The organism is Congregibacter litoralis KT71 (assembly GCF_000153125.2).
GTDB lineage: Bacteria > Pseudomonadota > Gammaproteobacteria > Pseudomonadales > Halieaceae > Congregibacter > Congregibacter litoralis.
This window is the reverse complement of sequence record NZ_CM002299.1, coordinates 3,148,162-3,168,038: the sequence shown is the minus strand read 5'-3', so window position 1 is coordinate 3,168,038 and position 19,877 is coordinate 3,148,162. Positions and strand designations below refer to the sequence as shown.

Below are 19,877 nucleotides of genomic sequence, written 5' to 3'. Positions count from 1 at the left end.
AGAGGGTACCTGGTTTCGTCGTGGGCTTATGTGGCGCTGTGGTAAATCTTCTGCACATCCTCCAGGTAGTCCAGCATATCGATGAGATTGTCCAGGACGGCCTGATCCTCCTCGTTAAGCGGCGTGGTGAGTTGCGGTATGAACTGTATCTCATCAAGCTCGAACTCGGTTTCGCCAAATTCATCGATGATGGCCTGCCTGGCTTTAAAGTACTCGGTGTGCGGGGTGAAAACGGTAACTTTTCCGTCGTCGCTTTCTATATCGCTGACATCCACGTCAGCCATCATCAGCGCTTCAAGCACCGCCTCCTCATCGCTATGAGAAAAGACAAAAATGGCGTTGTGATCAAAAAGGTGGCTGACGCTACCGCTATTGCCCAGTTTGCACTTGGCCTTGTTAAAACACTGCCGTACATCGCCGAAGGTACGATTGGGGTTGTCGGTCAGGCAGTCGACGATGACCATGGAGCCGTTGGGGCCAAAACCCTCGTAGCGTGCCAGGGTGAAATCCTCGCCACCGGTGCCCTTGGCCTTGTCGATGGCCTTTTCGATGACATGAGAGGGCACCTGATCTTTTTTGGCTCGATCAATAATGCTGCGCAGGGACAGGTTGCCGGCCGGGTCGATGCCGCCATCTTTTGCTGATACGTAGATTTCGCGAGCGTACTTGCTGTACACCCGGGCTTTTTGGTCCGAGGTTTTGGCCATGGACTCTTTGCGGTTTTGGTAAGCTCTACCCATAACGTCAATCAATCTTTGCGGGAACAGACTGCGCAAGATAAAGCTTTAGTCACTGTGTATCCAGAGTCCATTTGTTTTACCGACAGTATTTTGGGCAGTGTTTTGGACAGTGTTTGGGACTTATTTTGTCCGTGAGCAGGATTCTATTCCGGTCGCTGTTTGTTTCGCACTGAGGCGCACGGGATACGTAGATACCTGTAGCCATATACAGACAGATAAAAGGAAGAAAGCATGGGAAACCAACTGTTGCTCGACGCTGAGCTGGACCAGGAACTGAAGTCCTTGAATTCCGGCTTTACTGCTGCGTGGGAAATGAACGATAACGGGAAACTCGAGAAAGAGTTCAAGTTTGAGGACTTCAACGCCGCATGGGCGTTTATGTCGCGCGTGGCCCTCTTTGCAGAGCGTAACGATCATCACCCGGAGTGGTTCAATGTCTACAACCGCGTCCGAGTAGAACTCACAAGCCACGACGTTGGCGGTATTTCCCGTAAAGACATCGATCTTGCGACGTTTATGAACAATTGCGCAAACGCCTAACAGGGCTAAGCAGATGAATAGGCTGAGCCCCTTGCGCCTGGCTGATGGGAGGCGGAAGGGGGGCGGAAGGAAGGCGGAAGGCAGGCGGAAGGCAGGCGGAAGGCAGGCTGATGAAAGGCTGATAGGTGTATAAGTGGGAGAACCCGGTCTGGCTGCTGCATCTTACCCAGCGCAAAGAACCCTAGGATGATTGAGCCTGTCCCGTACTCTCTCGAACCACTAATTCTGTGGTGAGCGCTGTGTCGCCACAGGCCTCACCATTGATCATGCGCAACAGTGTTTCAACAAGAAGTTCACCGGCCCGACCAATGTCCTGTCGCACCGTAGTGAGTGTAGGGCTGCTGTAAGCAGCCAGACCGATATCGTCATAACCCGTTACCGCAATATCATTTGGCACACTCAGGCCTTGTCTCTGCACCGCTGATATCGCGGCAAGGGCAACGACATCGGATACACATACCACTGCGTCAAAATCGGTTCGCTCGCTCAACAGTTGCGTAATGGTGTCGCGAGCACTCTCCATAGTGAAGGGCACGTCAAAGTGGAGAGACGGATCGAAAGCTATGCCTCTATCGCACAGCGCGGAGCGATAACCTTCAAAGCGGGCCGCATTCTCCGGGTTGGCGGTATTGCCAAAAAACGCGATTCGTTTTCTGCCGGTATCAATCAAATGACGGGTCGCCTGATTGCCGCCGTTGTAGTTGTCACTGCCCACAACCACATAACGCTTGTCCGGCACCGGATGCCCCCAAACCACCATGGGACGATTGCTGTCGGCCAGTTCATTGAGTTGCGCGTGCTGTCGTTCCTGTCCAATGAAAATGATGCCGTCGGACTGCGTCATTGCGCGGCCATCGGCAAGCTTTGCGGCGTCGATTACGGGAGCATGGGCGAGGAGCAGGTCATAGTCCTTGGCAGCGAGGGCATCTGCGATGCCTCCGAGCATATCCAGAAAAAAAAGGTCCGACATATTCTGTTGCGAGCGAATATCGAGCATGAACACCACAGAGACAACGCTGTTTCGCTGCAGGCGCAGGTCCCGTGCTCGCCGATTGATCGAGTAACCGTGTTCATGTGCCAGGGCTTGCAGCCTCTGGCGTGTTTCCAGAGCAATTCTCGGATTGTTGTTCAGAGCTCGCGACGCGGTAGCCCGCGATACCTGGGCCAGGTCCGCAAGATCCTGCAGGTTAGCAATTTTTTTTCTTCGCCCTGAATTCAAGACAGGCTTCCTTTTAGGCTTTTTCGCGGCAACAAAAATTCATTGTATAACAGTCGCTTACGAATATGACAATCGATTGCATATTTTTCTTGCAATCGATTGCACATTGTTCTACATTTTTTAGATCGGTCCATAAACCACCGGTATCGCCACATAAATCTAAAACGAGGCAAACGCCATGAAAAAATATTCGACCGCGCGCTCCCTGTGCGTTCCCTTCACTTTTGCTCTTGCCGCGCTGCCCGCTGCCGTGGTGCAGGCACAGGAACAGACCGTTCTTGAAGAAGTTATCGTTACCGGTGTGCCCGCCGGTGGTGCAACGAAACTCGAGGCCAGCGTTTCCGTGAGCTCCGTGGGAGGCGACGAGCTTATCGACTTTGCACCGCGTTCTGCCGCGGAACTGTTTCGAGCCTTACCGGGTGTTCGCGCCGAGTCATCAGGAGGCGGCGGTAACGCTAATCTCACGGTTCGTGGTATCCCCCTCGCAACGGGCGGCTCGAAGTACATGCAGATTCACGAGGATGGCCTGCCGGTTCTCGAATACGGCGACATCAACTTTGGTAACACCGACAACTGGCTGAGGGCCGATTGGACCATTGCCCGTATCGAAAGTATCCGTGGCGGCTCAGCCTCTACCTTTGCGAGCAACTCCCCCGGCGGCATCATCAACATGATCAGCAAGACCGGTGAGGAAGAGGGCGGCAGCATCGGCGTCAGTATGGGACTGGATTACGATGAGTTTCGCACCGACTTCGAATACGGTGGGTCTTTGACGGACACTATTCATTACCACGTTGGTGGCTTCTTTCGCGATGGTGAGGGTGTCCGTGATACGGGGTACAACGGTGAAAATGGTGGCCAGCTGAAGGCGAACATCACGAAAGAGTTCGAGGATGGCTATCTGCGTTTGTATGCCAAGCATCTGGATGATCGGGTTGCGACCTACCTGCCATCACCTGTGCTGGTTGAAGGAGGGGATTCCTACGGTGCGGTGCCCGGGTATGACGCCAGCTCGCAAACCCTTCAGTCGCAGCAGACAAACAACTTTACGACCTTTGATCAGTTTGGAAATCCCGTCAGGCGCTCCCTTGCTGACGGTATCGAGTCCAAGGTGTCGGCATTTGGCTTTGAGTTTGAAAAGTCGCTGAACGATCAGCTGACGGTGCGTAACAAGTTTCGTCAATCTGACATTTCGGGGGGCTTTATCGCGCCCTTTACCGACGGATTCGCCGGCGGCACGGCAAGCATCGCAGATAAGGGTGCAGAGCTTTGCGCCTCTGCAAGCGTCGCTGGCGTTGGGCTGGATTGTTCTGGCGGTGTTACCGCACTTATCGATGGGCAGCCTGCGGATGGCGACCAGCTCGCCTATACCAATCTTCTTTTCGATACCAAGATTCACGACCTTGGCTTGTTTGTTAATGACCTTTCTTTTAGCTGGGAAAACACCAGCGGTCTGGCGATATCCGGCGGTCTCTACTATTCGAAGCAGGCCATAAAAACGTCCTGGAATAGCTGGCAGACGCGTATGCAGACTCTCGATGGTTCTAATTCGCGGAACATCACCTATCTCGCTAACGGCGCAGGTATCGATGAAAATGGAAACGCAGTGGATGTGGTCCTTGCGGACAATGGCGCGCTTACGCAAAGCTTCCTGGCGTGGAACTGGGATCTCGAATACACCACCTTTGCCCCTTACATCAACGTGGGCTTTGATGTGGGTGAGCGCATGCGTTTCGACGTTAGCGCGCGCCACGATGAGGTCGAAGCAAGAGGACAGCGTCTGGATGGCTGTTGCGGAGGCAATACCCCCATAGACCTTAATGGCGATGGCAGCGTAGGCCAGTTCGCCGTTGACGGTGGTGTAATTACCCGTCTCGATAGCGATGCGTTGTTGGAAAATCCCGGCGCCACGTCGGCCGGTTTCATTGCCGGCGGTGTGCGGGTTCTTAACTCCAGCAATGCCGCAACCACCAACGTAAACTACGACGCTGATAATACCTCCTACTCCGTGGGCGGCACGTTTCTCCTGACGGATGCGTCATCAGTTTTTGCGCGTTACAGCGATGGCGGCCGCGCGATCGCTGATCGACTGACACAGGTTGGCGGTTCTTTGCGTCCTGATGGCAGTCTTACGTCGACCACCGACGGCTTTGACAACGTTCAGCAATTGGAGATTGGCTACAAACACGTTGGCGAAAACTGGTCAGCCTTTGCAACCTTCTTCAACACGATAACGGAGGAAACGCAGGCGGAGCTTACCAGCGGCTTAACCTTTGTCCGTGAGTATGAAGCGAATGGTATTGAGTTAGAGGGTGACTTTAACTTTAGCGACAGCTTCGTGGTACGAGGCAACATTACCTGGACGGACGCTGAAATCACTGACGATGCCACCAACGCAGCGGTTGTCGGCAATACTCCCCGGAGACAGGCAGATTTCATCTATACCCTGATCCCCGAGTACCGCAATGCGCGTCTTGCGACGGGCCTGGTCCTGCAGGGATCAACCGACTACTACGTGCAGGACAATAACGACCTCAAGCAGGAAGCGTACGTACTGGTAAATGCTTTCTTCAACTACGATGTCACTCAGGACCTCACAGCCTACGTCAACGTTAACAATCTTACGGATGAGTTCGTCATCACGGAGTCAGAAGAAGGATCGGCAGCGGTAGGAAGCTTCATTCGTGCTCGTCCTCTCAATGGCCGATCGGCTAACATCGGTATCACTTACCGATTCTAGACAGGGGTGCTGGATGGTGCGTTTCGACGGCGCACCGTCCTATTCTCACTTACGAACAATCTGGTCTTTGATTTATGCGCAGGGTTTCGCTCATCACCTATGCCGACCGTTTGGCCGGCGATCTCAAAAAGCTTAAAGACTTGCTTGACGGTGAGTTGAGCGGCCTCTTTGGCGGCGTGCATATCCTTCCGTTCTTTAACCCTATTGACGGGGCGGACGCGGGTTTTGACCCCACGGACCATCTTGCCGTGGATCAGCAGTTGGGTGCCTGGGACGATGTTTCTGCGATTGCAACAGAACATGCGGTCATGGCAGACATGATCGTCAACCATGTGTCGTCGGAGTCGAGTCAGTTTCAGGATGTTCTTTTAAACGGCACCGCGTCACGTTTCTGGGGGCTGTTTCTCCGCTATGGGGACGCATTCGGCAGCCTCGATCCCGACGCTGCTGACGCCAAGGTGCAGCAGATTTATCGACCGCGACCGGGAGTCCCCTTCACAGCCAGGACGCTGGCAGATGGCAGCACCCATGAGTTCTGGACGACGTTCAGTTCCAGCCAACTGGACATCAACGTAGAAAGTGCCCCGGGGCAGGAGTATCTGCAGAGCATTCTTGAGACCTTTTCCGCGGCTGGTGTGAAAGAGGTGCGGCTGGATGCTGCCGGATATGCAATCAAGCGTCCGGGCACCGACTGCTTTATGTTGCCCGAGACCTATGACTTTATCGCCGCTTTGGGCGCTGAAGCTCATACCCTCGGCATGGAAACCCTTGTTGAGATTCATGGGCACTATCAGGTGCAATGCGAGATCGCAGAACGAGTAGGGCGTGTGTATGATTTTGCCCTGCCACCACTGGTGCTTCACAGCTTGTACACCAACGACGTGTCTGCTCTGGAGCATTGGCTTCGAATTGCGCCGCGCAACTGCGTGACCGTGCTGGATACTCACGACGGCATCGGTATTGTTGACGTGGGTGCGGCGGGGGACCGTCCCGGCCTCCTCAGTGACCATGAAATCGATAGCCTGGTTGAAGGCATTCACCACAGAACCGCCGGAAAGAGCAGACGAGCCAGCGGCAATACGGCGTCTAATCTGGATATTTACCAGGTCAATTCGACCTACTACGACGCCCTGGGTGGCAGCGATATCGACTATCTCATCGCCCGCGCTATTCAGTTTTTTGCACCCGGTACCCCCCAGGTATATTACGTCGGACTCCTTGCCGGAGAGAATGATCTTGGCCTTGTAGAGCGTACGGGCGTGGGCAGGGATATTAACCGTCACTATTATTCCCGGGAGGAGCTTCTCTCGGCGATCAATCGACCCGTGGTTGAGGAGCTTTTTGCACTTATCCGCCTCTGCAATTCTCTGCCGGTATTTGAGGGCGATTTTTGTGTGGAAAGCTCGCCGGAGCAACACCTGGTGCTTTCCTGGACTCACGGAGAGCGCAGTGCCCGATTGGCCGTTGATTTCGCTCAGCGTCGCGCAACGATTGCTGGCGTACTGGATGGAGAGCCCTTTGAATATACGATTGGTGCTCTGACCGAAGCGAGCAGAGAGGCGGTGTGATGAGCGCCGTGCGAAACGCCGCGCCCCTGTCTTTTCGTGAGAAGGTCGGTTACGGCCTGGGTGATATGGCATCGAACTTCTATATGGGGTTCTTTGGGCTTTTTCTTCTGTATTACTACACCGATGTGTTTGGTATCAGCCCTGCGGCCGCGGCGACCATGCTTCTTGTTACCAAGGTGGTGGATGCGATCAGTGATCCGGCCATGGGGCTCATCGCTGATCGAACCCACTCCCGATGGGGGAAGTATCGGCCCTATTTGTTGTGGGTTGCAGTGCCCTATGCGGGTCTGGGTTACCTACTGTTCCTCGGGCCGGAGCTCTCCTCCACGGGCAAACTCATCTATGCCTATGTCACCTACACCTTGATTATGCTCGCTTATACGGCGATCAATGTTCCCTACTCAGCACTCCTCGCCGTGATTTCCCCTGTTGCTGAAGAGCGAACAAAGGCTACGCAATTCCGTTTCGTGTTTGCGTCATTGGGCACGCTCTGCGTCGGCGCTTTTGCCACTCCCCTTGTGGAAATGCTCGGTAATGGGGATGAGCTGCTGGGATTCCGTCTGACAATTGTCCTGTTCGCTATCCTCTCCGTAGTCATTTTCTGGATAACCTTTGCCAGCACGAGAGAGCGAGTCCAATTGCCTCGCCATGATTCGAGCATCGGCGAGGACTTTTCAGCGCTCCTGAAAAACGCATCCTGGGTTGTTCTGGTACTGACGGGAATTCTCATTGTGGTCGGGCTGGTCGCGCGCTTTGCGTCCATTGTTTACTACGTCAAGTACTACCTTGGTGACTCGGGGCAGCTGGTCTTCCTGATCTTCGATAAGACCGCAGTGCTGACTTCCTGCGGTTTACTCGGCCAACTGATCGGTGCCCTTATCACGCCGCGGCTCACGCTTCGCTTTGAAAAACACCGTCTTATTTTTGCAATGAGCATTATTCATGCGTTTCTTCTCGGCCTCTGTTACCTGGTGCCACCGGAGGCTTTCTGGTTGATCACCCTGGTGCACAGTGCGGGTATTCTGACCTTCGGTGTGACGATCACCCTCTTGTTTTCCATGTACACGGACTGTGCGGAATATGGTGAGTGGTTAACGGGTAAGAACACCGCTGGCCTTACGGTTTCGGCATCGATGTTTTCTCTTAAATTCGGCTCCGCCGTGGGAGGGGCTCTCCCGGGCTTCATGCTTGCCTGGTTCGGGTTCACGGCCAACGCCGCTCAGTCCGAGCAGGCCATGACGGGTATACGACTGATGTTCAACGTGGTGCCTGCGATCTACTTTCTCGCGGGCGGCGCTTTGATGATGTTTTACCAGATCGACCGTGCCACGCTGCACCGGGTGGAGCGTGAGCTTTACACGCGTCGTGAGAAGGCGGTAGCGTGAGCGTCGCTGTTCTAGGGGAGGCCTTAATCGATCTCATTGTCGGTGAGGACGGAGCTTATCGGCCGCATCTCGGGGGGTCGCCTTACAACGTCGCCATTGGCCTTGCCAGGCAGGAGATCCCTGTCAGCTATCTTTCTTCGCTTTCGGATGACCGTTTTGGGGAGGAGCTTTGCGATTCTCTCCTGCGAGAGGGCGTCGTGGTGCCGTCCCAGCGCAGGTCACTGTGCCCCACCTCCCTGGCATTGGTGACCGTCAATGATCAGGGGCAGCCTTCCTACAGGCTCTATCGTGAGGGAATCGCCGATAAGGACACGAGCCTCGAAGAAGTTGTTGAGCACTTGCCAGGGGATCTACGCGTGTTTCACACAGGGTCCCTTGCGATCACTCCGAGCCAGCTACCCAAGATCAATGCCCTGTTTACGTTGATGAAAGAACGTGGTGTGTTCATCAGTATCGATATCAATATTCGTTTACGCGGTAGTCTGGACCAAAAAAAGTATCTGGATGGCGTTCGCAGCCTGATGGCCGTTGCAGACGTCGTTAAAGCAAGTGACGAGGATATCGAAGCTTTTGAACTGGGGGGCACTATTCGTGAAGCGGCGGTTCAGCTTCATGAGGAAATGGACGATGGTCTTTTGGTCCTGACCGAGGGTGGCGGCGGTGCCGTTCTGTATGGCGCTCCGGGAGAGGCGGGCGCTATTGAAAAACGTGCTTACCCCGTTACCAGGCTGGAAGATACCGTGGGGGCGGGGGATACCTTCCACTCAGCCTTTCTTGCCAGTCTCTATCGCACCGGAGCATTCGAGCCATCAAAGGGGGCGAGCGATGCGGAGACCCTGGCTGAGGCTCTGGATCTCGCCTGTGCCGCCGCAGCAATTAATGTTTCCCGAGCCGGCTGTTCGCCGCCCACAAGGTCAGAGCTGTCGCGCTTTATCGACGCCAGTCGCCGTTAGCCTGGCTCCGGAAAAGGCTTTTTGGTGGCTATGCGTGGCGAATGCTTCGCAGATCTGGATTCCCGGCCACCCCCGCCGTGGGCTGAAATCTGAAGGAATGTGCTCAGCGTTCGAGGGGCCATTGATAGCCCCTTAAAACCGTCTCGAATATGCGCTACCCTGCGCGCCTCTCGCGACAGGCTCACTCGGATGTCGATCCGTTTGCCCTGTCGTCGATTGCCCCGGCCGATCAGTATTCGCTGACGGTTACTCTGTAAATTGCTTGTTGGCGGGCCTTGTGCGTTCGCTTCATGAGGCGTCGTGCTCAGAAACATGTCCAGGACAACTATCTCAGCTGTAGGTCAGGCGCCCCTGGTGCGTCTTCTGGCTGACCTGGGTTTGGCGTCTTCGAAGCCCGGAAAACGCGTGTTTGCCACGCGATTGGCTGATCTGATCGATATTTCCGACGCTATCACCCTGTCCGATTTTTTCTCCAAACTTGACCGGGTCAGCACAAGCCAACAGGTCGAGAGCGCCGAAGGGGTTGACTCGGTTTTTGATCAGCACCGGGCGGCAATGCGTGGCTCCATTGATGCAAGTTTTGCCACAGACGAGGATGAGCTATCGCTCGCAGGACGAAATGTCTTTCCTCTACCGACGGTGAGCGCTGAAAACGTGAGCGCAGCGGAGACCATCGCCCGCTACGAGCGCTTTTACAGCCTCCACCAAAGTGAGCTTGAGCGGCGTGTTGCACAGCTGCGAAAGGTTCTGTTAGAGCGGATGCGCTCTCAAAGCGACGCCCTGGCACAGGTCGCTGCCCTGGAAATCGCCATGGGGCCTATATTCGTAAAGTACACGCGCCAGTGTTTTGCGACTCTGCCCGGGCTGGTAGCGCAGCGCTTCGAATACTTGCGCCTCCACCAGCATCAGCAGGATTGGGTCGCTAAGGAACCAGCGTCCTGGCTCCGTGAGGACGGCTGGTTGGCGCGCTTTCATGACGAAGTAAAACAGCTGCTCCATGCAGAATTGACACTCAGGCTTCAGCCCCTCGACGGGATGTTGTCCTTGCTGTCTCCTAACGATTCCCTAGAGAAACATTCATGACTCGAGTTCTTTCCTACGCCGCCTTTGTCACGGGCATGGCCCTCATTATTCTCATGACGAGACTGGTGGCTGCCGATGACAGGATGACCCTCCTCGTCATGCTACTCATCGTCACGGCCTACAGTGTTGGTGCGACGGAGCTATGGCGCTACCAGCGTCAAACGGGGGGGCTTCGCCTGGCCCTGGGGGCCCTTGATACAGCGCGGTCATCATCTGCTGATGCTCCAACACTGGATGCGTGGCTTTCCTCGGTGCCCGAGGCCTTACGCCATGCCGTTCATCAGCGCATCGTGGGTCAGTTTCAGGGTCTCCCGGCGCCTATGCTGACACCCTATCTTGTCGGGCTGCTGGTGATGCTGGGCCTCATGGGTACTTTCGTGGGCATGGTCGCTACCCTGGGGGGCGCTGCCCTTGCCCTCGAGGGTGGTACAGAACTGACGGCCATTCGGCAGGGCCTGGCCGCACCTATCGAGGGTCTGGGGATGGCTTTCGGGACATCCGTGGCCGGTGTCGCGGCCTCCGCCATGCTGGGTCTCATTGCTACCCTCAGCCAGCGCGAAAGACTCCAGCTATCCAAAGTGTTGGATCAATGTCGGGATGAATTTTTCCGGGATCATTCTCTTCATCATCAACGCAGGCAAACCTATAGCGCATTGCAGCAGCAGGCCGGCGCTCTACCCGATGCGGTGGCCAGTCTTGCGGCATTGGGAGAGCAGTTGGGCCAGCTCGGAGAGCAACTGTCGACCTGGAGCGAGCGCTCCAGTGAGCAGCTTGTGACCCAGCAGCGCGAGTTCGAAACGGCGGTGCGCACGGATTTCCAAGCGTTGACGGCAACGCTTTCCACCGAGGTTAAGAACAGTCTGGCGAGCACCGGCAAAGAGACTGCGGAAACGCTGCGCCCATTTGTGGGCCAGCTGCTGGAGCAGGCCTCGGAGCAGCTTGTTAGCGAGGCGGCAGCGCGCCGACAGGTGGAAGAGGAGCGCCAAAGCGCTTTCCAGGCGCGGCAGACAGAGGAACTGGAAACGCGTCGCGTCGCCGAAGCGGACTGGCTGAACACAATGGGTGAGCGCGTGGACACCCTGGTTGCAGAGCTTGGCAATCAGCTGGGTGAGATTCAGTCGCTGGAGCGTGAGCGCCTCGAAAACAGCGGCGCCCAGATCGTGCGGCTGCAGGAGTCCCTTGGCGAGAGGCTTGAGGGAATGAGCAGCAGTATTCATCAATCTGTCGCTTCCATGGAGTCCGCTGCACAGGCGTCGACCCGCATGGGTACTGATTTGCTGGATACGCTCCAGAGCCATAGCGATCGGTCCCTTGAGCGCGATACCTTGCTTATGGAAGAGCGATCGACCTTGTTGCAGGAGCAGAGGGCACTCATCGAGAGCCTGAAGCAGCGTGATGAAGAGCAGCAGGGCCTACTAAAAACAACAACCGCAGCATTCCAGAAACATGTTGAGCAACAGTCTGGCGCCACCGCTGACAATCTGGACCGACTGATGACTCAGAGCGCGCAGCAGCTTGCCGACGTGTCTGAAAGTCTCTTCCAGCAGATGGCGTCGACTCTGGAGAGCAACGAGGAGCAGTGGCGGCAGTTGTCGAGCAAGCTCGGCATGGAGTTGGAGCAGTTGCTGGCCCGCAATGCTGAGGTGCTGGATCAGTTTGCCGGTAGTCTGAGTGAGCACCTGGGTGCGTCGGGACAGCAGATCGCCAGCACTGCCAGCGACCTGGCGGCCTTGAGCGGCGGCTTTGCGGATTCTGTTGCTGCTTTTAAAGCAAGCAGCGAAACCGTTGATACATCGCTAAAGGCGATTACCGAGGCCTTGACGACGTCTGCTTCGCGCAGTGATGAGCAGATGGGCTACTACGTGGATCAGGCGCGGGAAATCATCGACCACAATCTGCTGACCCAGCAAGCCATACTCGAGCGCCTCGAATCGGTGATTTCCAAGCCGCAGGTCGAAGCGGAGCCATCATGAAAGAACTTCTCGATGATGGTCTGAACGACGGTCCTCCCATCTGGGCGATTTTCGGGGACTTGATGACGGGCCTCGTTGGCGTGTTTGTCCTTATCCTGATCTGGACCCTGGGGTTTCAATTAGAGCTGGCGAAGGACCTGGAGCTGGCGGAGGCAGAGCGTGAGCAGGCGCAGGCGCGGCGGCAGGTACTTGAGGAGGCTCTGGCGGGGCCCTTGGCAAGTGGACGCATCACCATCAACGACGGTCGCATTGGAATAAGCGGCAGTGTGCTGTTTGCCCTGAACTCCGATCGATTGCAGGATGAAGGTCGGGAATTGCTCGCCACCCTTGCTGATCCTCTGAACGTATTCCTTAAGGAAAATGATCAGTTATTAATGATCAGCGGGTTTACCGATGATCTGCCGATCCAGGCGGGCAATCTTAGCTTTAAAGACAACTGGGAGCTGTCAGCTCAGCGCGCCCTGACCGTGACACGGGAGTTGGTCGCTGCCGGCTTGCCCGCTGACCGGGTGTTCGCCGCGGCCTTTGGGGACCAGCAGCCTGTAGCGCCAAACCGTGATGAGTCTGGTCGTGCCCTCAATCGGCGGGTTGAGATGGCGCCGGTGCCTCGCTCCACGTCAACAGAGGCACCCCTGCCCGATGCCTGAGGTAGCGGAACGCGAGGTGCCTGAAGAAGGGGGGAGCGTGTGTGAACTGACGCGGGACCAAACCGTGGAATCCCTCGGCGCATTGAGGGCGCTCTTGGGTCAACGGACAGAGCTCAGGGCTCTCGATGTCGTTCGCCAGCGTGTCTGGAAGCGCGGCGTTGAGGCGCGTATCGCCCAAGCCATGGCGACATTGCCGGAAGCGGCGGGACCCTTGAATTCCCAGGGCCTGGTGGTAAAGGCGCTGGTCGTCCTCGATGAGCGAGCGCCGGAGTATCTGGAGCATCTGGCCAGTTATCTGGATACCTTGCTGTGGCTAGAGGAGCAATCCTGAGTCTGCGTAACGTGTTTAGCAGAGCGTCACTACCAAGGGTTTGTCTCTTCAATCACCATTGCGCTGCGCCGATAGCTGAACGGTCCTTTGCCCGACCAATTCATCCCGTCGGGATAACGCACTTCCACACCCTTTAAATCAGAGGATTCGAAGAGTTTCATATTAACCCCAATCTGATCGACCGTCGGATTGGACGCTTTGAAGTCATCATTCAGATCGAAATGTGTTGTCGCCAACGCCTCCACAGATACAAGAACCCGTCATCGCGCTTCTCCTTATTTGCTTAAACAATCCTGAGTATGCAGCTTAAACTTCCGTTCAGCGACGTTTTCGAAAGACATCAGGGATAGAGCACGCACCGACTGGCATGCGACTACCTGCCTTGCCTCTGCAAGACTTCAAGCGTTGTTTGGTACTCGACTCGCAATTTTTCGTTTAACAGCAGAACGTTCGATTGCCAGTTCTCCCAAGTGTGAAACCACTTCAAAAGGCCTCTATCGGTGCAAGCCTCCTGAATGCTGGCATCAAGCTCCAAAGCATACCGAGGGACCTCGCACTCAATTCCGAACCATTTAGCCTTAAACCTCTCCATCGGCTGTATTGAGAGTATTGGCGATCCACTCGGCCAAATCTCCGCAATGACGGGTTCAAACCGGTTGGAGGTAGCTACTGCCAACTGCTGATAGAAGCGCAGTTCTGAGAGCCGCTTTCGAAGCTGGTCCGACTGCTCTGACAAAAAGGCAGGATTTGTTGTCAGCTCCGTGATCGCTGCGGCGCGTATTCGAACACCGCGCGTTCCACGGATTGCGATGATACCGTCGTTGACCTTTTCAGAGGCGCCAGGCTCTTCGGAGCAGCTTAAAAGTGCATCAAAGCCAGCCCGGGCGATGGATAGTGTGTCCCCGATAGCCGCCGCCTCATCGTCGGGTAATAGCTGTGCATGCAACCGGTCAAAGCTAATTACTCAATCAAGTGATTTTTCCGTCACTCAGGTAGTACGCAGTAATGCTGATCGAGTTGACCAAGCCGTGCGCAATGATCAGTGGAAACAACTTTTTTCCATTAAGTAAATAGACCACTGCAAATATCACTGCGACGCCTGCGGTGCCAATGATGCCGGGGACCCCCTGGGAGATATGCAGCATCCCGAAGATTAGCGCGTGCAATGCTACCGCGGCGCTAATGCCTTTCTTGTGATCACCAAAGAGCTCAATCAGGCTGTTCAGCAGAAACCCGCGCATGAGCAGTTCTTCACCCACTGCCGCGCCAATCCAGATGACCACAAGCATATAGGCGACGAACACAAGCGGTTGACCCAGGAAGAATTCGAATCGGTCGGTGGAACTCTCGGGAACATGAGCACCGAGCAGCGCTGAAACGAGCGGCACAACCAGCGCCATTAACAGAAGTACGGCTACAACGGTTAGCAGTGCCAGGCCCAGAGCCTTCACCCAGTTCATCGAGCCGGAGGGTAGGGTCAGGCCCCGGTCTTTCCAGCTGACGCCCTGTTTGTTCATAAAGTAGGCGGCAACAAATATGCCGCACCACATGGCAATCGATCCTGCGCCAATGGTGTTGAAGCGATCCGCAACGTCCTTTACCAACAGCATGACGCCAAGGACAACGAGTACTTCGAGCACGATTCGTTTTTTGTCGGCCAAGTGGGATAACGTTGGTTCTTCGAGCGGTTGAGGCTGCATCAGTGGTTCCTGTGAACGTGAGTTGCTGTTGCTGGATAGCGCGCAACCTTATTTCAGCAGTTTGATGCTGGATAGCGCTTTAGGATGGACTGAACCTTAAATGCGCCGAGGCGATGCCTGAGTCGGGCCGATCGAATTCTGGCGCGCTTTGGGAATCAACGTGACGAAACTCTACTAAACCGATGACCACAAACTCCCGAAAGCCACGCGGCTAAAGCGTATGGAAAGGGCGCTAAAGCAGCTACTGTCCGTGCTTCCTGATATGGTCTATACCTACCAACAGGGGCGAGTTACCCATGCACAAGGATTATTCGAGCGAAGGCTTGTTAGCATTCCTGAGGGAAGCCACTCTCGCCGGACGCATGGCGCCGGCCCTGGCCAGGAGCCGTCGTGCGGCGGCGCGCGTGTTGTTTGCCGAGCTGACCGAAGGCGAGGCAGCGGACCTCCGACAGCTAAGTATCGATGCGCTCAAGTCCCGATTGCTCAATATCCAGGGAGATGGCCTGCGCAGAGAGGTGGTCGAGCTATATGCGGAGCGCCTGCAAGGGGCCCTCGACGACTATTTCCGTTTCGTGGAAGCACCAGACAGCTTTGTTTCTAAAGCCGTGCCGCAGGCAGCATCGCCACGGGACAAACAATCGACCAAAACACGCGAGGAACGTGCCCTGGAAACGGTGCGCCTCAGTGCTCCCGGGCAACGGCCGGACGTCATCCCAATCCCTCTGAACAAGGATCGCGTGGTCTACCTGCACGGAATACCCGCAGATCTCACGCCAAAGGAAGCCCGCAAAATCTCGAGGGTTGTTGAAGCACTTGCTGACGATGCCGAGGTCGACAAGTGAACCGCTGGCTTTTCATGCTGCCCCTGGTGGTTTTCGGGGTAGGGGGGCTGGGACTCTACGCACTCTTCGTCTCCCAGGCGGACGACGCTTCTTTTCGGGAGAACCTGCTTCCGGAGCTCATCGGCTTTTGCCTGGAAGGGTTTTTTCTGGTGGGTCTGTTCACTTTTGTGCAGCAGCTGCGCGACTACTACCATCGTCGCGAACAGTGGCTTAGTCTGCGCAGCGTCCTTCGCGATTTTCTGTCACACCTGAATTTGGCGTTTCTGGCACCAGACGCGGAGCCCGCTTCCACAAGTGATCTTGAATCACAGCCGCTGATCGTTCACCAGTTGATGGAATTGCTTAGCGATGCGGAGCTCGATGTCGAAACCCTGGTATCCCTGAAGCGCGTTGCAATTTCCACCCTGCCTTTGGCGCGGGATCTCATCAACATAGCGGCGCAACTGAGCACGCGTCATATGCGTTGCTGGATTGCTATCGTGGCGTCTATAGACAGCCTCGCCGAAGCAGATACCCGGGAGCAGGCGGAGCTACCGCTGAACGAACTGTTAGTGCGACTTACGGAGTTTGACTCGCTGAAGCTGTGATCGCCCCGGCATGCCCACCGCCTTGGTATAGAGCGCGGCTGCTCAAAGGCTGCTTTCAACATAGCCTGATAGTCCGGTGTCATCTCTATTCGCCGGCGGCTCACTAAGACCACACCTCCAGATTTCCTGTCCGAGCGATTTCGCGGGTCAGTCTTGCGCTCAAAAGCTCTCCCATTCCCGCCTCCTCCAGTAACGACGACAGTGTCGCTTGCTCTACCGCAGTCACCGACTCGTATATCGCCTGAACTCTCGCCAGCAAATAGAATCGATAAGGTTGCGCAAGGGCGCTGATGGTGACCCCAGCGATCTCAAACTGGCAAAAGCCCACACCTCGCTCGGCCGTAGCGCCAGAGGCCAGGTCATCTTGAGTAGACAGCCAGTGATTAATAGTGGCTGCCGCTGCAAGTGTTTCGGGCACAAAATCAGTGGCCAGGTGCCGCATGACTGCTATCAGCGTTTCGGGGATTTCATCGTCCGGTAGATAACCGTCTGCCTGGTTTTCGAACTCACCAATGTCAGGTTCCGGGCGGTTCATTCTTTCTACCCAGCGAAACAGATGAGGTGCTCGCGTCTGCATCATCGACAGAGGCTTGGGGTCACGACCCAGGTGAGCGTACAACGGTGCGATCATGCCAAAGTCCCCGATGCAAGGTCGATTACCCAGCAAGTAAGGAACTGCGGCAAAGTGCGCATCCAGCGTATCGAGCAGTTGTTCATACAGGGACTCGACCACCGCAAAAGTGTCAGGAACGACGCCAAAGCCCTGCGCTGCTCGGCGCATGGCCTGCATGGCCTTGTCGGTCTTGTCCTTCATACCCTTTGGCATCATGGTCTGAAAATGGAAGCGCAGGAACTCCAGATTTTGATCATCAAAGTTCCAGCGATAGTGCATCGCCGGTCGCAGGAGCCCCTCGGCCCCAATGACATCAAACAAGCGACTGATCAGGTTCTGCTTGATACGACTAGGCGAAAAACCATGGCCGCTCAGGGCCTCAAAATGATCGATAATCGCAGCGCCGTCACGAATAACCTCACCGTCTGCGGTTTCCAGCGTTGGTATGCCCTGACGATTGCCGGCAGCAGGCAACACGACCTTCGCATAGTGCTCGCTGGTGGGCGTGGTCTCGCGGTAGGTTAGTCCCGCCTTGATCAAGTAGCTGCGAGCGCGTCCCGTGTAAAGTGAAAACGGTGAACCGTAGAGCGAGTGGTGCGTCATTAGGGATTCCTTGTGAACGGGAGACAAAGTCAGCCAGGCTGGATTGACAGTACGAGTGTCCTCAGGGAGCAGTAGCCGATGCGGCAGTTCAGTATCTGATCTACTGTGGCTCAGTGCAAAGGTATCGCAAGGTTTTCGCCAAGGTGTCGCCAAGTTAACTGCCCCGGATTGGAAGAAATCTTAGGCCGGAGCGAGTAAGCTGAAAAATCGCAAAAGATTTTCTCGACCGAACGTCGAACCGACGCCGAAGCTGCTGTCGGGCGAGTGATTCGAAGCAAAGATTATTGGTTACGGCGGTGTCAGAGGCTTGAGTCTGTATGGGCCGCAATCACTTTTGACTCGACTCTCGAAACGGAAGGGGTTGCTTTTGATGGAGGAAACCGAAAAATTTCCTTCATTTATCAAAATAGATTGGAGGAATCTATGTTGCGGTTATTGAAGTTGCTCACGGGAGGGGCGTCTTTTTTTCTACTGGTTGCGGCAACGACTGCTCAAGGATTTGATGTCGAAGGTTCTACTCGTGCTTATCTGAGTTCGACCTCGGCCGATGCGATTGCCAATACTGATGGTTACGTGAATACCGGCTACGTCGTTATGCTTCTTGATACGGTGGCGGCGGTGCTAATTGCCTGGCTGTTCCTCTCGCGGGGCTGGTCGCGGCGCTGGCGAGAACTTGCGGAGGCAAAATTAAAGTCACCCTTTGCCCGAGCGTTTATCTACATACCGATTTACGCACTGGTGTCGTCCGTATTGTTGTTTCCACTTACCTGGTTCAGTGACTTCTACACGGAGCATAAATATGGTCTGGCGACTCAATCTTTCTCTGCCTGGTTCGGAGACTTTCTTATAGAGGGTGGAGTTACCACCCTTTTGTTCGCGCTGTTTGTGGGCTTGCTGTACCTGGTGATTCGCCGAACGCAAGATAATTGGTGGGCCTGGGGTTCTGGTCTGTCTGTCGGCTTTATGCTGTTTGCCCTATTCATCAGCCCCGTCTTTATCGATCCGCTGTTTAATGAATATCGACCCATGGACGAAGGTCCTTTGAAAGAGCGAATCCTGTCGATTGCGCGAGCTAATGGGATGGAGGTGGACGATGTAAAGCAGGTGGATGCCTCGCGCCAGACGAATCGCGTAAGCGCGAACGTTAGCGGCCTGTTCGGAACGGCGCGAATTGCCCTCAATGACAATCTTCTCAATCGCGCCGACGTAGACAGTGTCGAAGCGGTAATGGCTCATGAAATTGGCCACTACGTGCTCAATCATCCAATTAAAATGATGCTCGCATTGCTGCCAATATTGCTAGCTCTTTTCCTCCTCAGCCACGTGATTTTTCGCGCATTGCTGCGACGTAAAGGCGAGGACTGGGGTGTGCGGGGGATAGACGACTACGCGGGGTTCCCGTTGCTTGTGGCAATTCTCACCGTCGTGGGATCGTTGGCTACGCCGGTTTTTTACCGCGTGGTCTATGTGCAGGAGTATGAAGCCGATCTGTTTGCGATCAATGCCACCCAGAATCCCGATGCCTGGGCCGAGGTCGCGCTGCTCACCGCAGAATACCGAAAGCTTGAGCCGTCTGAATTTGAAGAGAACTGGTTTAATCACCACCCTTCCCCCTACATGCGCATCTACATGGCTATGCGCTGGAAGGCTGAGCACCTCCCTGGTGAGGCTCCTGACGAGGTAGAGTAGAGATAAAAAGGGCTGTGTCACCGCAACCCTTTGAAAATACTATAGAAAACAGCTAGATATGACTGCCCTGGCCCGCAAGCACCCGCGCGTCATCGTCTCAGGCATCATACAGGGCTTGGGATTCTCGGCCTTTCTGAGCTGCTGGCTCGGTATCGGACTACATCTGACCAGTGCAGAGTTGAATCTGGGTACCGACACAGTGGGATACCTTGCTGCATTTTCGGCAATTAGCCTGCTGGTAACTCCTCGCCTGGGCCGCTGGGCGGATCGTATTGGTCCTGAGCGTGCACGTTTTCGTGTGGCGACACTTAATTTTTTGGGAATTCTGACGCTGGGACTAGCAACGGTTCACTGGTTATTTTTGTTGGTACCGATAGCAATCATGAGCACCGTTGGGCCGATGGTCGATGTGACAGGTCGTATGACCAGCCTCAACACCCCGCCTGCAGCTCGCACCCGTCTTATGACTCTTTACATAACGCTGATGTTTATCGGCGGAGGGGTGGGCAGCTGGACTGGCACGATCGCCTACGGGCAGGGAGGCTGGTGGGGCACGGTCGTCCTTACCAGCTTTTATGCCGCGCTGGTCTGTATTCTTTCCTGGCATCAGGCGCGGAATCGCTGATGGGGTCGCCCCTCGCTAGAAGCGGAGGCCGCGCGCAGC

Annotated in this window: 19 protein-coding genes; 13 read left to right on the top strand and 6 right to left on the bottom strand. The window is 55.5% G+C overall.

Annotation, left to right across the window (positions count from 1 at the left end):
- Positions 1–26: 26 nt before the first annotated feature.
- Complete coding sequence (locus KT71_RS14385) at positions 27–740, bottom strand: YebC/PmpR family DNA-binding transcriptional regulator (protein WP_008294646.1); 714 nt, start codon at positions 738–740, stop codon at positions 27–29.
- 231 nt (positions 741–971) lie between these two features.
- Between KT71_RS14385 and KT71_RS14380 the strand changes: the two genes are divergently transcribed.
- Positions 972–1,280 carry a 4a-hydroxytetrahydrobiopterin dehydratase gene (locus KT71_RS14380; RefSeq protein ID WP_008294647.1) on the top strand — a complete coding sequence of 103 codons (309 nt, stop codon included), beginning with the start codon at positions 972–974 and terminating at the stop codon, positions 1,278–1,280.
- 181 nt (positions 1,281–1,461) lie between these two features.
- Here the strand turns inward: KT71_RS14380 and KT71_RS14375 are convergent, their stop codons facing one another.
- Positions 1,462–2,499 carry a LacI family DNA-binding transcriptional regulator gene (locus tag KT71_RS14375; protein ID WP_008294648.1) on the bottom strand — a complete coding sequence of 346 codons (1,038 nt, stop codon included), beginning with the start codon at positions 2,497–2,499 and terminating at the stop codon, positions 1,462–1,464.
- A gap of 178 nt (positions 2,500–2,677) precedes the next feature.
- Here KT71_RS14375 and KT71_RS14370 point away from each other — a divergent pair, with 178 nt between their 5' ends.
- The 8 genes from KT71_RS14370 (at position 2,678) to KT71_RS19815 (ending at position 13,179) form a co-directional block, all read left to right on the top strand.
- Complete coding sequence (locus tag KT71_RS14370; protein WP_008294649.1) at positions 2,678–5,239, top strand: TonB-dependent siderophore receptor; 2,562 nt, start codon at positions 2,678–2,680, stop codon at positions 5,237–5,239.
- 74 nt (positions 5,240–5,313) lie between these two features.
- Positions 5,314–6,807: a sucrose phosphorylase gene (gene gtfA, locus KT71_RS14365; protein ID WP_008294650.1), complete on the top strand. Its 1,494-nt coding sequence runs from the start codon at positions 5,314–5,316 to the stop codon at positions 6,805–6,807.
- Positions 6,807–8,192, top strand: coding sequence for an MFS transporter (locus tag KT71_RS14360; protein WP_023660117.1), 1,386 nt, complete (start codon positions 6,807–6,809; stop codon positions 8,190–8,192). Before gtfA ends, KT71_RS14360 begins: the two co-directional genes overlap by 1 nt.
- Positions 8,189–9,145, top strand: coding sequence for a PfkB family carbohydrate kinase (locus tag KT71_RS14355; protein WP_008294652.1), 957 nt, complete (start codon positions 8,189–8,191; stop codon positions 9,143–9,145). The genes KT71_RS14360 and KT71_RS14355 overlap by 4 nt, the downstream gene beginning before the upstream one ends.
- A 312-nt stretch (positions 9,146–9,457) precedes the next feature.
- On the top strand, positions 9,458–10,228 hold the full coding sequence (locus KT71_RS14350) for a DUF3348 family protein (protein WP_008294653.1): 771 nt from the start codon (positions 9,458–9,460) through the stop codon (positions 10,226–10,228).
- Positions 10,225–12,201, top strand: coding sequence for a coiled-coil domain-containing protein (locus KT71_RS14345; protein WP_008294654.1), 1,977 nt, complete (start codon positions 10,225–10,227; stop codon positions 12,199–12,201). The genes KT71_RS14350 and KT71_RS14345 overlap by 4 nt, the downstream gene beginning before the upstream one ends.
- Positions 12,198–12,848 (top strand): OmpA family protein, encoded by a 651-nt coding sequence (locus KT71_RS14340; protein WP_008294655.1) that lies wholly within the window; start codon positions 12,198–12,200, stop codon positions 12,846–12,848. The genes KT71_RS14345 and KT71_RS14340 overlap by 4 nt, the downstream gene beginning before the upstream one ends.
- A complete protein-coding gene (locus KT71_RS19815) occupies positions 12,841–13,179 on the top strand; it encodes a DUF2894 domain-containing protein (RefSeq protein ID WP_008294656.1) in 339 nt (112 codons plus the stop codon). The genes KT71_RS14340 and KT71_RS19815 overlap by 8 nt, the downstream gene beginning before the upstream one ends.
- A gap of 29 nt (positions 13,180–13,208) precedes the next feature.
- Here KT71_RS19815 and KT71_RS14330 read toward each other — a convergent pair whose 3' ends face one another.
- The 3 genes from KT71_RS14330 to KT71_RS19810 all read right to left on the bottom strand — a co-directional run bounded on the left by KT71_RS14330 (position 13,209) and on the right by KT71_RS19810 (position 14,879).
- Positions 13,209–13,424: a hypothetical protein gene (locus KT71_RS14330; protein ID WP_008294657.1), complete on the bottom strand. Its 216-nt coding sequence runs from the start codon at positions 13,422–13,424 to the stop codon at positions 13,209–13,211.
- 128 nt (positions 13,425–13,552) lie between these two features.
- Entirely contained in the window at positions 13,553–14,125 is a 573-nt protein-coding gene (locus tag KT71_RS14325) for a hypothetical protein (RefSeq protein WP_008294658.1), read from the bottom strand.
- A 22-nt stretch (positions 14,126–14,147) separates the two neighbouring features.
- Complete coding sequence (locus KT71_RS19810; protein WP_023660115.1) at positions 14,148–14,879, bottom strand: CPBP family intramembrane glutamic endopeptidase; 732 nt, start codon at positions 14,877–14,879, stop codon at positions 14,148–14,150.
- 296 nt (positions 14,880–15,175) lie between these two features.
- Here KT71_RS19810 and KT71_RS14315 point away from each other — a divergent pair, with 296 nt between their 5' ends.
- Both KT71_RS14315 and KT71_RS14310 read left to right on the top strand, forming a co-directional pair.
- A complete protein-coding gene (locus KT71_RS14315) occupies positions 15,176–15,721 on the top strand; it encodes a hypothetical protein (protein ID WP_023660114.1) in 546 nt (181 codons plus the stop codon).
- On the top strand, positions 15,718–16,308 hold the full coding sequence (locus KT71_RS14310; RefSeq protein WP_008294662.1) for a hypothetical protein: 591 nt from the start codon (positions 15,718–15,720) through the stop codon (positions 16,306–16,308). Before KT71_RS14315 ends, KT71_RS14310 begins: the two co-directional genes overlap by 4 nt.
- Before the next feature lie 103 nt (positions 16,309–16,411).
- On the opposite strand, the gene KT71_RS14305 is transcribed toward KT71_RS14310, so the two are convergent.
- Positions 16,412–17,524 (bottom strand): glutathione S-transferase family protein, encoded by a 1,113-nt coding sequence (locus KT71_RS14305; RefSeq protein WP_008294663.1) that lies wholly within the window; start codon positions 17,522–17,524, stop codon positions 16,412–16,414.
- Between the two features lie 264 nt (positions 17,525–17,788).
- On the opposite strand from KT71_RS14305, the gene KT71_RS14300 reads away from it, so the two are divergent.
- Together KT71_RS14300 and KT71_RS14295 are read left to right on the top strand one after the other, a co-directional pair.
- Entirely contained in the window at positions 17,789–19,213 is a 1,425-nt protein-coding gene (locus KT71_RS14300) for a M48 family metallopeptidase (RefSeq protein WP_202962360.1), read from the top strand.
- A gap of 58 nt (positions 19,214–19,271) precedes the next feature.
- On the top strand, positions 19,272–19,838 hold the full coding sequence (locus KT71_RS14295) for an MFS transporter (RefSeq protein WP_008294665.1): 567 nt from the start codon (positions 19,272–19,274) through the stop codon (positions 19,836–19,838).
- Positions 19,839–19,877: the final 39 nt, after the last annotated feature.